Below are 20,603 nucleotides of genomic sequence, written 5' to 3' on the forward strand. Positions count from 1 at the left end.
GCCAACCGGCCTAGCGCAGGAATCCGGGCAGGTAGGCCTTCCACCCGCGTGTGGTGCGGGGCGCCTCTTCCTCGTTGGACTTCTCGTCCTCGGCCAGGACCGGCGCCTGCCGCTCGACAAGCGGCGTGTGCCGCTGCAGGAACTGCGCCCAGTAGCCGTCGAGCGTGTCCTGACAATCGGTCACGCGACCATCCGCGAGCGCCGCCTTGGCGGACTGCAGCACGTTGACCAGCGCCAGGCGCTGACGGCGGGCCTCGGGGCCGAGCTCGTAATCTAACGGGAACGACAACGCGTGCAGCTCCAGCTTGTCAATCGACACCTCAACGTTCTTGGCGTCGAACACGATCCTCATCGGCGTCGCGGCGCCGAGCGGCAGGTCCTCGGCGAACACAAACTGCCGCCAGCTATCTTCCTTGGCCAGCGTCTCGGCGCTGATGGTCGTGAACAGCTCGTCCTCGGTGCTTCCGGTGAGGTAGCGGATGGTCAGGCTGCTGTCTCCCGACTTGCGCTTTGCCCGCACGAAGAAGGTCATCACGAGCTGCCGTGTCTCGGGCGGGGTGAACGGCGTGCTGGCTAGCCGCACCACGGTCGGACCCGCCGTGATCGACACGCTCGACTCCCCGTCCACCGCCCCGTCGGTCGTGGCGGACACGACGCCCTGGTCGTCCTCGCTTACCCGGGACCAGCCCGCCGGCAACCCGTCGGCGGCGACCTCCTCGAATGAGAGATTTGCGCAGCCGTCGAACGTCGACTTGGCGTTGAGGTCCCGCAGGCCTAGTTGCTCGACCTCATCCCCCAGCGTTTCAAGCGCGTCGGTCTGCTCCTCGAGCCGCACGCCGGTCACCGCGACGTCGCGGCTGTCGAAGCGGTAGACGGCCACCCCGTGGGCCGGCAGGTCCAGCGGCAGCAGGTGCTTGCCGGCGTCGATCCGCGCGATGGGCGTGGAGGATTCGGCGTCGGCCGCCACCCTCTGCACCGAACTCGATCCCGGCGCGTCGAGCGTGAAGGTCGCCGACAGAGGCCAGTCGCTCGGGTTCGCCGCCAGCAGGCAGACGCCCTTGTCGTCGGACAGCGTCCAGCCGGCGAGCGGCTGGCTGGCGGATGCGACGCGGGCGTCGCCCTCGGCGGGGGTTTGGCGTGCTAGCTGGCGCAGCGTCCGCCGCTCTTCCGACAACGTGAGGGCGGTGGCGTCCTCCCAGACTTCTCCCACCGGCGCTTTGCTCAGCAGCGACACGGCGGCGGCCGTCGCCTGGCGTCCGAACGCGATCCGCTGCAGTGTGGTGGCGGTGAACGTCCGGTCGGCCCCAAACGGGCTGCGGGCCTTGAACCCGGGCAGGCCTGCCAGACGCTTTGAGTGGAGCAGGGCCGAGGCCTCTAGCGGCTCGGCCCGTGGGGAGTCGGTCCACAACAGCGTGTTCTGCTGCATCGCCAGGGCGGCGTAGTTGAGCTGGGACGACAGGTCGGCGTAGCGTGGAGAAACGACCACTAGATTGGGTGGCGTGGCCAGCAGCTGACGGTCGACGCCGCGCCGCAGGAGCAGCGAGTCGAGCGAGATCCGCTGCTCGAGCCGGGGCCGCAGCGCGTCCCGCCCGGAGTCGTCGTCCAGCAGACCGTCGATCAGCAGGTGCAGGTTGGCGGAGGGTTCCGCGGCCGCGACCTCTCGCGCCATCTCGCCGTAGAGCGAAGCCATCGACGCCGCCCGCCACTCGCGCCACGGCCCGCTGAGGGCGCCGCCCAATGCCCGGCGGACGTACTCGGGGGTGCGGGCCGTTTCGGCCGGCCAGCTGAGCTGCCGCGCCGAGAGGAACGCGTCGACGGTCGCCTCGTCCGCGCCCATGAGTTCGCCCGGGAGCGCCGCATGGCAGCGGGGGCTGAGACGCACCGCGACGCCCGCGAACGACTCGTGCCCCCGGCACTTGCCGGCGAGCTCGGCGACCGCGCGGACCAGCTCCTGCCGCACGCTGGCGTTAAGGGGGTTGTACTGCACGGGCCCTTCGCCCGCTCTAAGGCCGGCGGTGTCGAGGAGCTCGACCGACGCGTCCCCGGCCCGCCGCGCGGCCTCGACGGCGGGCATGGCCGACGCCAGGTCCATCGCCAGCGTCAGCTTCAACCCGCGACGATCGAACTCCCGCAGCAGCAACTCGATCAGGTCCTTCCTGGGGACGTCCACCACGCCGGTCGCGACTCCCTGCCAGTCGAGCCCGGCCTGATTGCCCAGCACGGCGGTCGGGTAGAGCGTCCCTTCAGCGGTAGCGACCGTCACCACTGCGCCGTTGAAGCCGGCGTGCTCGACGTAGTCGGCCAGGCGGGTCGCGGTGTCGTAGAAGCAGCTCCAGTCCTCGTACACGTAACGGCCATCGGACGAGGGCATCTGCGTCGCGCCCAGCAGCCGCGTGAGCTGGCCGTCGGCGAAGCAGGCGGGCAGCGGTCGTTCGCTCCGACTCGTCGCGACGCCCGCCTCGTGGGCGAGCGAACGGACGCGCACCTTGCCAAACATCGCGTCCGTCTGGCCCGAGTTGCTGACCACCAGCATCGGCGAGTCCGTCTTCGGCCAGAATAGCCGGCGGATGACGACGACCTCCGCGCTGCTTTTTCCACGGCCCCCACCGGTGGCGGCGGACAGCGAGTCGCCCAGTGGGGCGGCGCGGCCAATCGCGTCACGGTCGAACAACGCGAGGTCCAGCGACTGCGGTGAGGAGTCCGGCGCCTCGATCTCCAGCAGGTGGGGCTCGCCCGGGCGGTCGATTGGGAGTGGGTAGGCCTGCCAGCGGACCTGATTGGGGTCGTCGGCGCCCGCCAGACGCACCCACCTACCGGACTCGGTCGTGGCGACTTCCGCCGGCTCGCTGCCGAGCGGCCCCTTCGGCAGCCACGGCACCCGGCGGGTCCACTTCCACTCCGGCATCCGTTGCCACCAACGCGAATTAGTCGGGTCGATCTCCACCACGGTAGGACCTTCGGCGGTCAGGCGGGTCACGCGGTTCTCGTCCCAGACCACAACCTGAAACGTCCGCTCGGCCAGCGGCTTGCTGGCGCCCTTGCCCCAGCCACGCATAAACCCAGACGGCCGGCGGGCGCTGAGCCGAACGGTGTACACGCCCTCGACCTGCGGCATGGTCAGCGATAGGGCGCCGCCGCAGCCGCCGCTGGCGTCGGCCGTCGCGCGCTGCACAACCGACTCGATCGCGTCGCCGCCGCGGCCGGCGGAGAGCTCGGCCTGCAGGTCGATTGGCGAGTGCGCCGGAAACCCGGCCATCGCCGCCTCAACGTCGAACGAGAACGCCTCACCCGGCGAGAAGATGAACCCTGGTCGGTCGCTTCGCACCCGCAGCACATCGGCGGCGGCGCGATAAACCCGCAGCGTGCCCCCCGCGTCGGACAGCGTGCCCTGAAAAGGTTTCGCGGCCACGTCCTGCAGCGCAACTTCCGTGGTTATTGGCGGCTGGCCAGGGGAGTTGAGCTCGATCTTGAGGACCGCGTCCGACGGTCCCCTCGCTGTCACATCAAAGCCGCCGCTCGGCCGTGGGCTGCCGGCGGAGATCACCACCGTGTCGCCGTTCTGTTGGGCGATCGTCGGCGAGTCGGCCCTCCCTCCCCACGGACGCGGGGCCGAGAGCACGCCGCCTTCGAGTGACGCGACGCCACTCCAGCCAACGCCCGACTGCCCGGCTTCCCAATAGACCCGCAGGCGGAGCTCGACGGCCTCGCCCGGGTCGGCCGTGGGCTGGGCGGTGGACTCTTCTTGAGCGGAGGCAACCGGGACGGCGCCGAGGAGCGCGAGCGTTAGTGCGCAGAGGGTGATGCCGGCCGCCAAAGGCCGTCTCGCAGTTCGGTTTAGGCGCCGGTACTCAGCGCTACACCGGTGCGGCATCGGACTTCCTTGTCCTCACTTGGGCCGGCAGTCGGCCCGTGGCTGAGGCCCCATCCTTGGGACCGATTCAACACAAGTGCCGGATTCTACTTACGTCGACGCAAGCACGCTATAGCGATCGACCCAATTGCAGCCCGCCCCGCCCGGCAGCACGCTAGCACCGCGTGAGGGCGCGCCGCACCGCCATCGACCTTTACACAGCCCGCTGGCGCCCCTAACCTCTGCCGCTCGCTAGCTCCCCCTCAAGCCCCCCCGCGCACCCGGAACGCGGGTTCCAGGCGAAAAGGAACCGCGACATGCCCCCCAAGAAATACATCGCCGGCTGCGTCGGTCTGCTGACGCTGGCCGTTGCCGGCTGCCAGAACCAGCAAGGCGTCGCCACGAACCCGTTCGTGGCCGCGGCGCCGGCCGCGACCGTCCCGCCGCCGGCGACACGGTTGGCAACGCCCGCGGCAGCCCAGCCCTACTACCAGGGCGCCGTTGATGCGCCGCCCCCGGCCACTTTCGCCGCGGCTCCTGCGCCGCAGTACGCCGCCGCAGCAGCGGCCGCTCCGCCGCCGGCTTACGCGTCGCTCGCGTCTACGCCGCAGGGCGCCATTGGCCTGCCGGCGGACAACCAGCCACTGCGATTCGCGGCCCCCGCTCCCGCGGCCAACGCAGCCGGGGCGACCCCACCACCACCGCCCACGTTCGCGGCCCAAACGCCAATGCAGGAGCCAGCGATCCCCAGCCCAGAGTTCTCGCCGATCGAGCCCGAACCGGCGCTCGCGTGGGCCGCGGGTGCGCCGCCCGCCGCCGCAGCGATGCCGGCACAGCCGGCGGCGTCGCAGGTCTCGCAGGCAAGTTACGTTTCCACCTACCCAAGTGCGCCACGCGTGCGTCTGCCCGGCTACGCGACCCCCGCGAGCTACACAACGCCAACCGCGCCCGCCGGTCCGACCGGGCAGGTCCAGGTTACCGAGCTGCCGCCCGCTGGCGCTTACCCCTTGGCCCCAGCCCCCGCGGCGGCGTCCGTCGGCGATGGCTTTCAGCCCCGCGGGGCGACGCCGCGCAGCACGCCCACGCCGGACACCCCTAGCGTGTTCTAAGCCGCACACACCCACCAGACCGCCCCGGGCTCGACCGCGGGCGAGCAGTTCCCACGCCCGCCCGCATGACCTAGGATTGAGGGAAACTCCCCAGGCCCAGCATCTCGTCCGGCGAACGCTGCCCCGTGTCGACAGTCCCTACCGGCTCATCGCGTCAGATCCAGCGTTTCGTCGGCGGCCCGCTGCGCAGGCGGCTCGCCAAGTGGGCGGCCTGCCTGCCCGCGATCGCCGCGCGGGAGCCGGAGCTGCAGAAGCTCAGCGACTACGACCTCCGCAAGGAGAGCCTCTCGCTGCGGTACCGCGCCCGCAGCGGCGAGCCCCTCGACCGGCTGCTGGTGGAGGGCTTCGCGCTGGTGCGCGAGGCCGGCCGCCGCACCAAGAACATGCGGCACTTCGACGTGCAGCTGCTGGGCGGCGCCGCCGCGCACCACGGCTCGATCATCGAGATGCAGACCGGCGAGGGAAAGACACTCACCGCCACGCTGCCGATGTACCTGGCCGCGCTCGACGGCAAGGGCGCTCACCTCTCGACGGTCAACGACTACCTCGCCGCCCGTGACGCCGAGCTGATGGAGCCGGTCTACAACGCGCTGGGGATGTCGATCGGCGTGATCCAGCAGCAGCAGGCTCCGGACCAACGCCGCAAGGCGTACGCGTGCGACGTCACCTACGGCACCGCCAACGAGATGGGGTTCGACTTCCTGCGCGACCGGCTGCTGAAACGCCGCATCAGCGAGGGCGAGCGCGACCTGTTCGGCGAGATGCTCGGCAGCCGCGGCGCGGACAGCGAGAAGCCCGTGCAGGGCGACCTGCACTTCATGCTGGTCGACGAGGCCGACAGCATCCTGATCGACGAGGCCCGCACGCCGCTGATCATCAGCGCCGCCCCCGGCGAGGATGAGGAGATCGCCGCCGAAGCCTACACCTGGGCGGCCGAGGTGGCCCCGCGGTTCGAGGAGGACACGCACTACGACTGGGAAGACAAAGAGAAGCGGGTCGACCTCAACCTGGGCGGGCGGCGGCTGGTCCGCGAGCTGCAGAAGCCGCCGGCCATGGACCGCCTGCCGCTGGCCGAGATCTACGAGTACGTCGAGCGGGCGGTGAAGGTCGAGCGTGAGATGATCCGCGACCGGCACTACATCGTGCGGGACGGCGAGATCGTGATCGTCGACGAGTTCACCGGCCGTTTGTCCGAGGGCCGCAAGTGGCGGGCGGGCCTGCACCAGGCGATCGAGGCCCGCGAGGGCGTCGAGGTCACGTTCGAGACCAACCAGGCGGCCCGCATCACGATCCAGGACCTGTTCCTCCGCTACCACCGCCTGTCGGGCATGACCGGCACGGCCAGCACCTCGGCCCGCGAGCTGTCGAAGATCTACGAGGTGCACGTCACGCCGATCCCGACCAACCGGCCGCCGATCCGCAAGCAGATGCCCACGCTGGTGTTCGGCTCGGCGGAGCAGAAGTGGCTGGCGATCGCGGACGACGTCGTCGAGCAGCACGCCTCCGGCCGCCCGGTGCTGATCGGCACGCGGTCGATCGACAAGAGCGAGACGCTCGCCGCGCTGCTCGAGGAGCGCGGCGTCGAAGCGACCGTGCTCAACGCCCGGCACGTGGCGCGCGAGGCGGAGATCGTCGCCGAGGCGGGCAAGCAGGGCAAGGTGACGGTCGCCACCAACATGGCCGGCCGCGGAACGGACATCCGACTGGGTGAGGGCGTGCACGAGCTGGGCGGGCTGTACGTCATCTGCACCGAGCTGCACGAGAGCCGTCGGATCGACCGCCAGCTGGTCGGCCGCTGCGGCCGCCAGGGCGACCCGGGCGCCTACCGCCAGTTCCTGTCGCTGGACGACGAGATCCTCCGCCAGGGCTTCGGCCCCAAGAAGGCCGAGCGGATGAAGGCGATCGGCGCCGGTAAGCTTGGCCCGCTGTCGGGCTACGAGTCGCTGTTCTACCGGGCCCAGGCCAAGATCGAACGCCGACACTTCCGCGACCGCAAGATCCTGCTCTACCACGACAAGGAACGCCAGAAGGTGCAGCGGGCGATGAGCCAAGACCCGTATCTTGACTCACCGGGTTAACAACTCTCGCGTACGGGCGCCTTCCGCTAGACCGCCATGTCCAGCGTCCGCATCCGCCGCTACGCCCCCAAGCATTCCGTACCGCTGAATGAGGCCGCGCTCGAGTCCGTTGCAGAGGTCGGGCCCTGGCTGCCGTGGTGCCATCGCGGTCACACCCTCGACGAGGCCGAGTCCTATATCCGACAGCAGCGCGAGCGGTTCGACCGAGGCGAAGAGTACTCGTTCGCCATCGAGTCGGAGGACGGCCGGCTGCTAGGAGGCTGTGGCCTCAACGAGCTCGATCAGAACAACCGCCGCTGCAATCTTGGCTACTGGGTCCGCAGCTCGGAGACCGGCCGTGGCCACGCCACGCAGGCGGTGCTGCAGCTCGCCAGCTGGGCTTTCTCGCACACCGATCTCGTGCGGCTGGAGATCGTCGCGTCGGTGGAGAACAAGCCAAGCCAAAGGATCGCCGAACGAGTTATGTCTGTGCGGGAAGGCGTGCTGCGGCGGCGGCTTCTGCTGCACGGCAGGTGGCACGACGCGGTCAGCTACTCGATCATCCGGCCCGACGTGACGTAACGCAGCGGCCTCAGCGTGGCGCCTGCTTAGCCAGCATCTTCCGCCACTTCTTCTGGCCGTTCTTCACGATGCTCCCCGGGATGGTGGAGTAGAAGTCGTACCCCAAGCGGTTGTTGGCGGCCATCTCCTCGAAGGTTGCGTAGAGCACGCCGTCGCGACCCGGGAACACCGGCTCGCTGTTCTCGAGCCGGTAGAACCTGGCCCAATAGACATCCGTCGACGCGGGGTCTTTCACGTAGACCGTCTTGCCATCGCGTTTGGTCTTCACGACATCGGTCACCTGGACGCGGTCGAGCCACGCCAAGCCCCCCTCGATCACTTCCTGCAGCTCCGGCGACGGGGCGGGGACGCCCATCAGGAACTTCAGCAGCCGCGCGCTCTCGACGCTGGCCAGCGTGGCGGGCTCCATCGCCCGCGCGGCGACCGGCTGGAGGGTGAGGGCGTCGTGCTGGGCGCACCAGGCGGTCCGCTGGCCCTCCACGTTGATCTGCATCGCCCGCACGCAGTTGAAGCCTCGCTCCAGCGCCGCGGCGGCCGCTTGTCGGTCGGCCTCGGTGACAAACGCGTAGCTCGGCTCGCTGCTCGCCACGCCGTGCAGCAGCTCGAGCACGTGGGTCATGGCGTCGTCGTTGAAGGTGATCGAATCGTGGTAGTCGCCCTCAAGCGGGTAGACCTGCGGCCAGCCACCATTGGGATACTGGGCCGCCAGCACGTAGTGGAGCCCTTTGACAAAGGCGTCGGCGCACTCTTGGCGGCCGGTCGCCTGCCAGACGCCGGCCAAAAAGTTAAGCTGCTCGGTTGTCGACCGATTGTCGAAGGTTGCCAGGTAGTGTGCGGAGCTTCCCGGCTCGTTCTGCGATGTCCATTGCATCCCCGGCTCACGCGGGCCGTGGCTGTAACCGGTGTGCTTCGACCAGCCCCCCGAAGGGGTTTGGTAGGAAAGCACAACGCCGACCAGCTCGGCCGCCTCCGGAGAGGCGAACCATGGGTCGCCCAGCTTGGCCGAGAGCTTGAAGTCGCCGCCCGATGGCGCACGCTTGGCCTGCGCAATTCCTGCGGCGGTGACCTCGGCTGCCAGCGCGTCGGCGTCCTGCTTGGCGAGGGACTCCGAACGCTTCAGGTACGCCAGCCACGCTTGCTGCTCAGACGATTCGAGCCCCGCCACCCGCTGCTGCGTGACTGGCTCCGCGCCAACGCGGGACTCACCGGCCAACGCCAGACCAAACCCAACCGTCAATACAGCGAGCGAAGTTCGAGCAATCATCTTGGTCTCAAGAGCAAGAGGAGAGTGGTGCGCGGCGTTCAGCAGAGCCACGGCAGGCCTACCGCAGAGAGCAACCCCCACGGCGCCCTCATGAGCATAGACAATCCGCCCGCGTTTCTCCCGGCGACGTTACCGCGACAGTTGCAAAACGGACTCCACCGCACGCAGCAAAGGGCCTCGGCCGGGTAGCGAGCCGCTCAGCCGAGAACGTGGCCGACAAACCGCCGCAGCAGCCCGTTGGCTTCGGGTGTGTCCCTGAGTGCGATCCGCAGGTCGTCAAGCGGCATGCCGGCGAACTGCTCGACGTACCTGGGGTACGCCACCAGCCGCTGCAAGATGGTCTCGCGCGTCAGCTCCGGGTGGAACTGCGTCGCGTAGATCGGCAGTCCGGGGAACGTGTAGGCCTGTTCCGCGACCCGCTCGCTCGACGCCAACAGCACGGCGCCCGCGGGGAGTTGGGTGACGTGGTCCTCGTGACCGGCCAGGCCCAGGAAGCAGGCGGGCAGGGCGGAGAAGACCGGATCCTGCTGGCCGGCACTGGTCAGGTGAAGCTCGACGTTGCCGAGCTCGGCGTTGGCCGGGTCGTGCTCACAACGGCCGCCCAGCGCCCGAGCGAAAGCCTGAAAGCCCCAACACGACGCGAACGTCGGCTTGCTGGCCGCGTGGAGCTCGCGGAGCCCCTCCAGTATCCGGTCGAGCCATTCACCGTCTGTGGCGGCCGAGTAGTCACCACTGCCGCCGATCAGCACCACGTCGTGGCGCGCAACTTCTGAGGGCTCTGGGAAAGAGCCGAGCACGCTGAACGGCGTCACCCGCGACGGCTCACAGCCAAGCGCCTCGGCGAAACAGCCGACCTCCTGCGGCGCAATCGGGTCTTGGTCGTTGCGAACCTGCAGCAATAGAAAGCGGGCGTTGGCGGGCGCGGTCACGGCACGGCGGCCCCTGTGGCGAACGGGATTCCCGTCGCCTCCGCGATGCCCTCCTCGATGACGTCCATCATGCGGTCGATCTCCGCCAGGCTGATCGCGAGCGGGGGCATCACGTACACCATGCCAGGCTGGGGCCGTATCCAGAGCCCGTGCTCAAGCGCGTACGCGGCCACCTGACGGCCCACCTGAGCGTCCGCCGTGTAGTCCGCCGCCGCGATGATGCCTGTCTGGCGGGCGTTGGTGACGTTTGGGTGCTCGGCCAGGCGGCAGAACCGTTCGCCGAGCCGTTCAACCTTGGCCGTGAGCATCTGGAGCGTGCGTTCGGACTCGAACAGGTCGAGGCAGGCCAGCGCGGCCGCGGCTGAGGCAGGGTTCCCGCAGAAGGTGTGGCCGTGGTACAGCGCCCGGCCGCTCGCGGCGTCCCCCAGGAACGCGTCGTACACCGCGTTGGTTGTGAGGGTTGCGGCCATCGGCAGGTAGCCGCCCGTGAGCCCCTTGCCCAGACAGAGGAAGTCCGGGGTCACCTGGTCGTGCTCGCAGGCGAACATCCGACCCGTCTTGCCAAAGCCGACCGCCACCTCGTCCAGGATGAGCAGCACGTCATGCTTGGTGCAGAGCTCCCGCAGCCCGCCCAGGAAGCCGGGTGGGTGCATCACCATGCCGGCGGCGCACTGCACCAGCGGCTCGATCACCACCGCGGCCAGCTCGTGTGCGTGCTGGGCAATGAGCTTTTCGGTCTCCGCCAAGTAGTGGTCGCAGGCCGCCTCAGGCGCAACGCCTTCCGGCAGTTTGCAGCGGTCGGGGCCCGGGGCGTAGACCGCGTCGAACAGCAGCGGCTTGAACAGCGCGTGGAACTTGTCGATCCCGCCGACGCTCGCGGCGCCGATGGTGTCGCCGTGGTAGGCGGCGCCGAACGCCAGGAAGCGGGACTTGCCGGGCCGCGGCTGGGGGCACTGCTGCCAGTACTGGAAGGCCGCCTTCAACGCGACCTCGATCGCGGACGAACCATCGCTGGAGAACAGCACCCGGTCCAGGCCGGCCGGCGTGAGGTCGACCAGACGCTTGGCGAGCCGCACCGTGGTGTCGCAGCCCATCCCCAGCGAGGTGATGTGCGCGGCCCGCTGCAACTGCTCCACGACCGCCTGATTGATGGCCGGGTGCGCGTGCCCGTGCACGTTGCACCACATGCTGCTGGCCCCATCCAGGTAGCGGCGTCCGTCGGCGCCGATCAGCTCGCAGCCCTCGGCGGCGGCGATCACCAGCGGTTCGTACTCCTGCATCTGGGTGAACGAGTGCCAGAAGTGGTCCCGGTCCCAGGCGGCCAGCTGCTGGGCCGCGTCGTGGTCGCTCATCCCCAAACTACCTCTACGGGCGTTCCCACCGTCACGCCGAGCATGGCGGCGGCGCTGTCGTTCACAATGGCGAGCTCGAGCCGCTCGGTGGACCCCACCAGGGCGATCAGCGTCATCTCGGGCTGGTCGCCGTAAGCCGTGAACAGGCCTATGGTTTGGTGCCCGTCGCAGAGCACCTGCACGGACTCGTCCCGCGGGGCTGATTCGAGCATGGAGCTGGTGATATTCGTGATCAGGTTGCCGAACGAGTCGACCTCGACCACTTCTCCCTGGATCCGTTCCCCCACGCGTTCCGCCCTTGGTTCGGGAAGCAATACTAGCTCGTCTATCGGTGGCCCCAGTGTATCAGGGCAGAGCCCCAAGCCCAACTTGGCCGCCACCGGCGCCATGATGTCCCGCCCGTGGAAAGTCGAGCTAACGTCGGGTAGCCAATGCTCCGGGTTCTCGATGGCCACTATCCTATGGGGCGGGTAGGACGCGGCCAAGCTTGTCAGCAGGCCGTTGTCGGGCAGCACAAACCGCCAGTCCCCCAGTTCCGCATACACAATCCGCCGCGAGGTGCCGACGCCGGGGTCCACCACGGCCACGTGGATCGTGCCCTTCGGGAACCATGGCGCCGCGGCGGCCAGCGCCTGGGCGCCATCCCAGACCGACTGCGCCGGGACGCTGTGCGACAGGTCTACCACCTGCGCATCCGGGTGGATCGTGGCGATGACCCCCTTCATCGACGCCACGTAGTGGCTGCCCTCTCCAAAATCGGTGGTCAGCGTGATCCAGGTCATGGTTGTTCAATGTAACGCCCCGGCCACCGCTGCGTGCCGCAACAACCACCCATTCACTGACCATTGCCAACTCGTCGCGCGGATGTGCGCGCGCAACGCTCACTGAGGTGCGCCGAAAGTTTTTTTGACTTTTTTGCAACAAGCATCACAAGCAACCATCTAATCGCGCGCGATTGAAGGTCACAACGACGCTTCGCGACGGCGCTGCGCGCGTCCTTAGCGCGCGTCCCAACGAAGTGGAACGAACCGCTCTAGTGCGCGCCGCGCGAAGGTAATTGGAAGGCTCAATGTTAGTAGAGCGATGCTCGAAACAGCTCGCGCAGCGGCACCCGGAAGGCGTTGCGGGCGCCCGGCGGGCGACCCGCCCCAGGGGCGCCGAAGGCCCGGCGACGCCGGTGTCCACCTGACGCAAACCATTGCAAAATAGACACTTGCGCAATCGCCTTGCTTGTCGACGGGGGCACAGCCTACCATAGAAGTGACGCCAGAACGCGGCGTCAGCCCCCCTTTTTGGCCGCCGGAGCGCGGCACGACGATGCGACGCTGACCTTGTCGGTCACTCCTTTTGGCTGGAAGCCTCGAGGGCCCCTCTGCATCGTCTGAGTGTGACCTTCGTTAACGCTCAAGCTACTTACCATGAAGCATTACAGCAACGCTCGTGCCAAAACACCGAAGGCAGTCGCCCGAGGACGCAACGCGACCCCCGCTGCGCGCTTCAAACAACGCGCGCGGCCGCAGTCGCGGCGGTGCGTTGGCAGCCAAGACATCGCCCAGCCATTCAGCCCGCCAGAGGACTGGCACGAGCCGGTCGGCGACGGCTCTCCCTACCGCGTGAAGGTGCAGGACCCCGGCAAGGGCTACCGCCACGTGGTGACCCCTCAGCAGGTCCGCGACCGCCTGGCCGAGCTCCCCGAGCGGTTTCTCGAAGGCCTGGAGCTTGTGCAGCTGTCGCGGGTTACCCGGAAGAAGCAGAGTTTTCCCTGCTACGGCATGCAGTGGGGCGCCACGCTCTACCTCTACCCGCTGGAAGAGTCGCTAATCGAGACCTTCTACTCGCCGCCGGGGCCGGACACGGTGAATGAGTCGAAGATGTACGGCGGCCGTTGGGCCCAGCCCGAGCCGGGCGTGTGGACCCTGACCTGGACGGAGGAGACCGTCCGCGACTACTACCTCAACAACATCCTGATCCACGAGCTCGGACACCTGCTGGACGAGCGGAACTCGTCTTACACGGACCGGGAACGGTACGCCGAGTGGTTCGCCATCCACTACGGCTACCTGGCCACCGGCGGCCGGCAGAGCCGTCGGCCACGGCAAAAGGTGCGGCGGCGCCACCACGCGGGCTAACCCGCACCACGCAGGCTGGATTTGGCCTCGCGCCGGGGCGTCGATTAGAATCGGGGGGCGGCCCGCCCCTTCTCACCCCCAAAGCATGGTCATGATCCGACCACTCAAGCGGAACACCCGCGCCGCCTGCGCGCTCCTAGCCTTCTTCTCGCTCTGCGCCACGCTACCGGCGGCCACGCTCAGAGAGCAGCGGGACGACCTGCGCCGCGCCGCTACGCTGCTCAAGGCGTCGGCGCGGCTGGCAGAGCAGGGCCGCGGCGAGGACGCCCTCACTCAGTACGCCGAGGCCCAGGAAAAGGTCCTGGGGGTCGCCAAAGTGCTCGACCCCAAACTGCAGCGGACCTACGCCCGCGCGGCCGAGCAGATGGCCGAGACGCACAAGCTGCTGACCGCCCGCGGGCTGCAGCCGCCGGAACTGCCGTCGACCGACCCGGCGGCGCCGCAGGAAGCACAGGAGGCGCCAGGCCGACGAGGGCCCCAGCCCGAGATGGCCGGCGGCCGGTTCGACCGCGGCGACATCAGCTTCACCAACCAGGTGGCGCCGCTGCTGGTCGAGAAGTGCGGACGCTGCCACGTAGACGGCTCGCGCGGCAACTTCAACATGGCCACCTACAACAGCCTGATCCAGGGGTCGGAGACCGGGCGCGTGCTGGTGCCGGGCGAGGGGACCGGCGGCGTGCTGATGGACAACCTCGAGTCGGGCTCGATGCCGCCCGGCCGCCCGCTCGCCCCGCAGGAGATGTCGCTCATCTCCCGCTGGATCACCCAGGGCGCGAAGTTCGATGGCGACAACCCCGACGCCAACCTGAAGAACCTGCAGCAGGGCTCGTCGGAGCCGATGGCCCCCGCCGCCAAGCCCGAGGCCACACGGGCCACCGGCGACGAGACCGTCAGCTTCGCCCTCGATGTCGCGCCGATCCTAATGGACCGCTGCGCGAACTGCCACGTGGCCGACAACCGCGGCCAGCTCCGCTTCGCCGCGTTCCAGCAGCTCATCGACTCGTCGACTCTCTCCCCCGGCGACCCCGCGCGCAGCGAACTGATACAGCGGCTCCTCCCCGACGCCGAACGCCGGATGCCGCAGGGGGGACCGCCACTCTCCGATGAGCAGATCGCGACCATCACCACCTGGGTCCGCGAGGGCGCGCGCTTCGACGGCCAGACCCCCACCGAGCCCCTGACCCGCAGCACCGCGTTCGTTAGGGCGGAGCGGGCCACGCCGGAAGAGCTGACCCAGATGCGGGAGCAGCTCTCGGCGGACAACTGGCGACTGGGCATCCCCGACGAGCAGGCGAGCCGCACCTCGAGCGACCGCTACCTGGTGGTCGGTTCACTCCCCGAGCAGCGTCTAAAAGAGATCGCCGCGGCGGCCGAGGCGACCACGTCCGCCATCCAGAAGAGCATGGGGCTTTCGCCGGGCGGGATGCTCGGCAAGGCCAAGCAGACGCTGTACGTGTTCGACCAGCGGATCGACTACGGCGAGTTCGTCCGCATGGTGGAGCAGCGGCAACTCCCCGACGACGCCGGCGGCCACGCCCGTTTCGACCCCGTGGACCCCTACGCCTGCCTCAACGTGCCGAGCGACCAGGACCCGATCGCCGACGCCGCGTTCGCCAAGCAGCTTGCTGCGCTGGTGATCGCCCAGCACAGCGGCGGCCGGGCGCCCGACTGGTTTGTCGAGGGCGCCGCCCGCTACGCGGCGGGCAAGGCCAACCCCAAGGACCCGCGCGTCGAGCGGTGGGTCGACGGCCTTCGTTCGGCGGCGACCGGCATGCGGCAGCCCACCTCCTTCATGACCGGCGACATGCCGCCCGCAGACGCGGGCGTCGTCAGCCTGCACTTCGTGGTCGGCATGGCCCGCAACAGCCGCGCGTTCAGCGGGCTGCTAGACGACCTTAGCGCGGGCGAGGAGTTCGACGCCGCGTTCGCGAAACGCTACAAGGCGTCGCCGCAAGACGTGGCGACCAAGTGGGCGGAAGCCCTGAAACGACGCGGCTGAAGCTACGCCGCCTTGCGGTCGACGAACTTGTCGCCAACCGACAGGCGAATCGCCTCGACCGGATCGGACGACAGCGACTCGAGGTGGCGCCGCTTCTTGGCGATCTTGCGCCGCTCGCCCAGCCGGAGCGCCCAGTCCATGACGCCGGGCGCCAGGCACTTGATGCCGTACGTCAGCCGTGCAAACGGCTCTGCCACCACCCGTCGGCGGTTGCGAACAATCGCCCGCACCGCGTGCCGGGCGATCGACTCCGGGGTGGCGCACATGAAGCCGGGCGGCTTGCGGGTCTGTCCGCCGTCGACCATCGGCCGGGCGGAGCTAAACAGGTTGGTCTTCACGAACCCCGGGCAGAGCGCCGTGACGCCGAGCCCCTGACGGCCGTACTCCGCCCGCAGCGACTCACTGAAGCCCACCATCGCGAACTTGGAGGTGCAGTAAAGGGCCACCCGCGGCAGCCCCACCAGGCCCAGCACGCTGCAGACATTCAGCACATGGGCCTGCGGCCGGGCCAGCAACCATGGCAGCAGGCGGTGGGTCAGCGTGACCGGCCCCGCCAGGTTGGTGGCCAGCAGGTTGTCGCACTCGTCCGGGGGCATCTGATGGGTGATGCCGTAGAAGGTGATCCCGGCATTGTTCACCAGGATGTCGACGCCCGCCCACCGGTCGACGGCGTGATCGACAAGCGACTCGACCTCCGCCGTCTGGCGGAGGTCGCACCGCATAGCTTCGGCGTTCACACCCAATGCCCCGGCCTCGGCGGCGACCGCCTGCAGGCCGACCTGGTTGACGTCGACCAGCAGCAGGTCCACCTTCTCCCGCGCTAGCCGCAGCGCGATCTCGCGGCCTATCCCCGAGGCGGCCCCGGTCACTAGCGCTCGCTTGCCGGCCAGGTTTCGCATGGGTAGCTGCCGCTCGGGTTGGTTAACGGGCTTCTGCGCCGTTCTGCTGCTAGGCGGCCGGCGCCAGCACACGCGAGAACTCGCCCCGCTCCAGCGCCTCGGCCGGGATGGTCCGGCTGAGATGGTGGCGGTCCTCGCCCCGCAGCAGGCAGACGCCCCACTTGTCCAGGTGGTACTTACCGCCGTTGTAGACGCTGCGATAGTACTTCTTATTGGGGTACGCCGCCACATTGGTTGGCGTGACCCGCAGGTTGAACGCCAGGCGGTGGCGGTTGGTGGTGTTGGGCGCCGAGCCGTGGATGCAACGCTCGGTGAAGATGATGAACTGCCCGGGCTTGCAGGGCACCTCGACGCACTCGGTCTCGTCCTCGGAGAAGTCGAGCTCGTAGGCCGCGTTGTAGAAGCCCTCCTTGCCGCCGAACTTGATCTTGCGGACCCGGTCGTGCGTCCCCTTGGCGAACCGCAGGGCGCCGTTCTCGGTGGTCGACTCGTCCACGGCCACCCAGACGGTGATCTGGAAGATCTCGTCGCGGTTGGCTGGGAAGATGGCGGGGTCCTGGTAATCCTCCACCATGAAGGTGCTGGCCTGGTGCCACTGGATGGCCGGCGCGCCCGGTCCCTTGTAGAAGATCTGCGAGCGCCAGCAGTTGAGGTCGGGGCCCAGGATCTGGGCGACCCGCTCGGTGATGGCCGGGCTCTTCATGTAGTTCCACAGCCGCGGCATCTCGAAGTGCCGGTCGCGTGGCGTGACGAAGTTGTAGGTCTTGTTGACGCGGTTCTCGATGGCCAGCAGGTCGGCCTTGAAGTCGAGCATCTGCTCGCGGCTGAACGCGTCGAACGGTCCGGCGAAGCCGTTGGTGTAGAAGCCCTTGAGCTGCTCCTGGCTCATCCGGAACTCGGGGGCGACGTCGGCCTTCGGCTCGATCTTCGCCGGCATCTTGAAGGTGCACGGCTGATCGATGAAGGCGCTGGTCAGCCCGCTGCCGATCAGCTCGCGGAACATCGAGTAGTCCCAGTTGTTGACGATCGCCTTGATGTCACGCGGCAGGATGTTGCGAGGCAGCCCCGAAGCCTTGTAGGCCATCAGGCCTCCAAGCCCAGCGCACAGCGGCATCCGCTGCCAGAAAGGACGGACTTTGGGGTGCATGTTCATCGAGTAGACTCCTGCAACTCGCAAGGGGGATGGGGCTCTGACCAACCGGACACGCTCCCGCCATCCATTGGCAAGATATTCCGGTTAGCAAGAGTTATCGGATAATCCCGAGCAGGAGATTAACGGGCAAGGCCAATACGAGATCGAATCTCGGAAACCGCGGCGATAGCAATGCCAGCAGCCGCCCGCGCACACAAGCAGCCCAGCAGAGCGGCGCCGCTGCACGGCGGCCGCCCTTGCTGGGCTGTCTGCCCCAAAGGTCGAATTCTCTTTGAGCAGGCGCGGGCCTACGCGCGGCGGGGCCGCCGCAGCGCGGCCGCTCCGGCCGCCAGCAGCAGCGTTACTGCGGCGGGCTCCGGCGCGCCGGTCGCAGCGGTAGAGGCCGCCGCCGAGGCGCCGTAGTTCGACCGCCAAGCGGCGTAGTCGCCGGCGTCGACGGTCCCCGATCCGTCGCCGGCGCCGGGCGGCAGCACCGATTCGTCGGCGCCCAGGTTGTCACGCCACACGGTGTAGTCGGCGGCGTCGACAACCCCGTCCTCGTTGAAGTCGCCCTGCAGGCCCATGTCCTCAGGCACGCCGTCGTACCGCACCGCCAGCGGGATAATGGCGCCGCCCGTCGTGCGGAGCGAGCCGGTGAGCGCCGTGTCACCGATCGAGGTGTTGTAGCCGTTGCCCAGTAGCAGGGTGCGATTCGGGCTGATGGAGGTCGAACCGAGGACGAACGCCTCGGCGAGCAGGTTGGTAGACGCCTGGCCGGCGGCGACGCCACCCGGGACGGTCCAGGTCTCGCCGACCGAGTCGCCCGCGACGTCGCCCGCGTCGGCGCCGTCGACGGCGTCTTTCCCCTGGCTGCTGAGGCTGCTCCAGCCCGTCGAGCTTAGCCCGCCAACCTCGCTGCGGAGTTCGTAGTGGTCGAAAGTCACCGCAGCCCCGGTGTTGTTGGTGATGCCCATCGCTCCGGTAACGGGATCGATGTTGAGCACCAGCGCCTCGGCCACGGGGTTGCCTGGGGTGTCGCTGATCTCAACAAAGAAGGCGCGGTCGCCGACCAGCGGGTTGAGGATGTCGTCGGCCGCGGCGGTCGTTGTGCCGTTGTAGGCCTCGCCGCCCGCGTACCCGCCGGCGCTGGACCCAAGCGTCTCGAAGAACCCAACCGCGGTGGAGGTGACGTCGAAGCCGTAGCTCGTGTTCCCAGAAACCGTGATCGGATTCTCGAAGGCAAACCGCACCCAGGTCCCGGTTCCATTGTTTGACGATGCAAAGGCAGGAGAAATCGTATTGCTTTCCAACCCATTGAGTGGGGCAGACACCTCATCGGCAAGGGCGAAACCGGCCATCCCCGCCTGCGACGGGTCCGTGATACGCGCCTGGAAGGTCGAGCCCGCCTGGAGGTTGTAGTAGGTCAGGCCGGGGTTCTCTGTGTAGCCCGCGTGCTGCAGCCAGACAGCGTTGACATACCCGCCGGTCGCGCCGGTGGTGAAGGTCTGCCCCTGGTGTTGGCGGTCAAACGCCACGTAGGTGCCGGAGTCGTCGCCGCCGGCGGTGCCGACGACCGAGTCGTAGACGTTGTCGGCGTCGGTCAGCGGGTCGGTCAGGAAGTAGAACACGTCGTCGCCATCGGAGACGGGCGCCGTGTCGCTGAACGAAACCACCACAGCCTCGGCGTTGGGCGCCGCGCAGACCAATGTTAGCATCATCAGGCAGGCCAGCCCTGACCGCCGCGAAAGGCGGCGCCGACGGGCAGCCGCCAGCGACAGCAGACCGGCAGCCAGCACGGCGGCGCTGGGTTCGGGCACGGCGCCGGCAAACAGCGACTCGAATGCGGCCGCGCCGTTGGCGGCGATGAAGTCCGCCTTGAACAGGGCGAAGTCGTTGACGTCGTTGTCGAGGTCGCCGTCCAGGTCGCCCAGCGGGTAGCTGTCGTGCGCCAGCGTGGCGGACAGCGTCGTGAGGTGGTTGGCGAAGAACATGTTGAAGTCGTCGGCGTCGATGTCGTTGTCGTAGTCCAGGTCGCTCCGTTGGTACGGGTCGGCCTGGACGTCCCCGGTGAAGTTGACCTGGAGGTTGAGGGTGGTTTCTTCGACGCCATCCCACAGCAGCACGCTGGCGGTCAGGTCCTCATAGTAGGACGGCTTCCACAGCCCCGCGCCAAGCGCCAGCGTCTCGCCGAGCGTCCCGCCGTCGTTGGGGCCGCCGTCGACCGGGTCGACTTCGCTGATCGCGGTGGCCGAAGAGTCTTGTTCCGTCCAGGTGTCGTCCGGGTCGAAACCGCCCCCGCTGTCAGCGTCCGCCGTTGACGCGATGCTATCCCAATTGGCCGGGTTCAGCGTGCCGGCCGGCGAGTTGATGCTGTACTGCACCAGGCTCAGTTCGCCCAGGCTATTGGAAAGCTGCACCGCGCCCGTATCGCGGTTCACGTCCAGCGTTAGCTCACCGGGCAGCTCACAGATGTCACAGTTGATGTTGTCGACGAATATCCAGGCCTCGTTGTTGGCGGCGTCGGTTTCGTAGTTGTTGATCCGCAGGTACAGGTTGCCGCTGCCCGCGGAGGAGAGGTCGAACGTCCACTCCTCATTGAAGGTCCCGCTGATGGGAACATCGAGCTGCGAGGTCGACATCGAATCGATAACCGCAACGCCAGGCTGCCCCAGGATGTCCGACAAGTCTTCAACAAGCGCGCTGCCGGACGTGTCCTCGAGTATCGAGAACGTCAGGCCGAGGTCGCGCGGCCCGGGGGCATCGTCGAAGGAGCCCCAGTCGAACGAGAAGGTCACCGAATTGGCCCCGCCCGCGGTCCCGATGCTCTGGTAGGCGTACCCATTGAGGCCGGCGCCATCGAGAGTGGCGTCCGCGGCGTTTGCCGACAGCGCCAGCACGGCGGTGTCGTTGGGGCTGATCCCGTCGATGCTGATCTGCCAAGCGTTGTCGAAGAAGTTCGTGCCGTCGAAATCGTACCAGGGTGAAGCGACGCCCGCCTGGTGGACGCCGTCTGGGATTCCGCCCTCGAAGCCGCCGTTGCCGAATACCAGCTGAGCGTCAGCCTGGCTGATCGGAACGAGGAACAACAACCCCAACGCAAGGAACCGTAAAGACATGCTACCACCTGATTGAGTTGCCAAGGTGCGACTGAACCCACACGCCGCGCAGAGCGACACGGGGTTGATCTTGAGAATGAAGCCACGCCGCGGGAGCAGAGCAGGGCCGAGAAGCCCATCGAGGGAACTGTAGATGATTCGTCTAGGTCAAGGCGTCGAACGACGCGACACGCTGTCTGGGAACG

13 protein-coding genes are annotated in these 20,603 nt (G+C 68.3%); 5 read left to right on the top strand and 8 right to left on the bottom strand.

Annotated elements, in window-relative coordinates; translation table 11 throughout:
* Positions 1 to 10 precede the first annotated feature (10 nt).
* A complete protein-coding gene (locus KOR34_RS02945) occupies positions 11 to 3,814 on the bottom strand; it encodes a hypothetical protein (protein WP_146562073.1) in 3,804 nt (1,267 codons plus the stop codon).
* Positions 3,815 to 4,167: 353 nt separating this feature from the next.
* Here KOR34_RS02945 and KOR34_RS02950 point away from each other — a divergent pair, with 353 nt between their 5' ends.
* The 3 genes from KOR34_RS02950 to KOR34_RS02960 all read left to right on the top strand — a co-directional run bounded on the left by KOR34_RS02950 (position 4,168) and on the right by KOR34_RS02960 (position 7,598).
* The gene (locus tag KOR34_RS02950; RefSeq protein ID WP_146562075.1) at positions 4,168 to 4,959 is read left to right on the top strand and encodes a hypothetical protein; all 792 of its coding nucleotides are present in this window, start codon (positions 4,168 to 4,170) and stop codon (positions 4,957 to 4,959) included.
* A gap of 125 nt (positions 4,960 to 5,084) precedes the next feature.
* On the top strand, positions 5,085 to 7,037 hold the full coding sequence (locus tag KOR34_RS02955; protein ID WP_146562077.1) for a preprotein translocase subunit SecA: 1,953 nt from the start codon (positions 5,085 to 5,087) through the stop codon (positions 7,035 to 7,037).
* A gap of 36 nt (positions 7,038 to 7,073) precedes the next feature.
* Positions 7,074 to 7,598, top strand: a complete 525-nt coding sequence (locus KOR34_RS02960; RefSeq protein ID WP_146562078.1) for a GNAT family N-acetyltransferase — start codon at positions 7,074 to 7,076, stop codon at positions 7,596 to 7,598.
* Between the two features lie 10 nt (positions 7,599 to 7,608).
* Here the strand turns inward: KOR34_RS02960 and pelA are convergent, their stop codons facing one another.
* From pelA to KOR34_RS02980, 4 genes are all read right to left on the bottom strand, one after another.
* A complete protein-coding gene (gene pelA, locus KOR34_RS02965) occupies positions 7,609 to 8,862 on the bottom strand; it encodes a pectate lyase (RefSeq protein WP_146562079.1) in 1,254 nt (417 codons plus the stop codon).
* 197 nt (positions 8,863 to 9,059) lie between these two features.
* Complete coding sequence (locus KOR34_RS02970; RefSeq protein WP_146562081.1) at positions 9,060 to 9,791, bottom strand: type 1 glutamine amidotransferase; 732 nt, start codon at positions 9,789 to 9,791, stop codon at positions 9,060 to 9,062.
* Entirely contained in the window at positions 9,788 to 11,143 is a 1,356-nt protein-coding gene (gene bioA / locus KOR34_RS02975) for an adenosylmethionine--8-amino-7-oxononanoate transaminase (protein ID WP_146562083.1), read from the bottom strand. The genes KOR34_RS02970 and bioA overlap by 4 nt, the downstream gene beginning before the upstream one ends.
* On the bottom strand, positions 11,140 to 11,925 hold the full coding sequence (locus KOR34_RS02980) for an SAM hydrolase/SAM-dependent halogenase family protein (RefSeq protein WP_146562084.1): 786 nt from the start codon (positions 11,923 to 11,925) through the stop codon (positions 11,140 to 11,142). Before KOR34_RS02980 ends, bioA begins: the two co-directional genes overlap by 4 nt.
* A 636-nt stretch (positions 11,926 to 12,561) precedes the next feature.
* On the opposite strand from KOR34_RS02980, the gene KOR34_RS02985 reads away from it, so the two are divergent.
* Entirely contained in the window at positions 12,562 to 13,272 is a 711-nt protein-coding gene (locus tag KOR34_RS02985; protein WP_146562085.1) for a hypothetical protein, read from the top strand.
* Between the two features lie 91 nt (positions 13,273 to 13,363).
* A complete protein-coding gene (locus tag KOR34_RS02990) occupies positions 13,364 to 15,271 on the top strand; it encodes a c-type cytochrome (protein WP_197531093.1) in 1,908 nt (635 codons plus the stop codon).
* A 2-nt stretch (positions 15,272 to 15,273) separates the two neighbouring features.
* On the opposite strand, the gene KOR34_RS02995 is transcribed toward KOR34_RS02990, so the two are convergent.
* The 3 genes from KOR34_RS02995 to KOR34_RS03005 form a co-directional block, all read right to left on the bottom strand.
* The gene (locus KOR34_RS02995) at positions 15,274 to 16,170 is read right to left on the bottom strand and encodes an SDR family NAD(P)-dependent oxidoreductase (RefSeq protein ID WP_197531094.1); all 897 of its coding nucleotides are present in this window, start codon (positions 16,168 to 16,170) and stop codon (positions 15,274 to 15,276) included.
* A 49-nt stretch (positions 16,171 to 16,219) separates the two neighbouring features.
* Positions 16,220 to 17,323: a phytanoyl-CoA dioxygenase family protein gene (locus tag KOR34_RS03000; RefSeq protein WP_197531095.1), complete on the bottom strand. Its 1,104-nt coding sequence runs from the start codon at positions 17,321 to 17,323 to the stop codon at positions 16,220 to 16,222.
* Between the two features lie 287 nt (positions 17,324 to 17,610).
* Positions 17,611 to 20,418, bottom strand: coding sequence for a hypothetical protein (locus KOR34_RS03005; protein ID WP_146562091.1), 2,808 nt, complete (start codon positions 20,416 to 20,418; stop codon positions 17,611 to 17,613).
* Between the last annotated feature and the right edge of the window lie 185 nt (positions 20,419 to 20,603).

The sequence above is a fragment of the Posidoniimonas corsicana genome (assembly GCF_007859765.1).
GTDB lineage: Bacteria > Planctomycetota > Planctomycetia > Pirellulales > Lacipirellulaceae > Posidoniimonas > Posidoniimonas corsicana.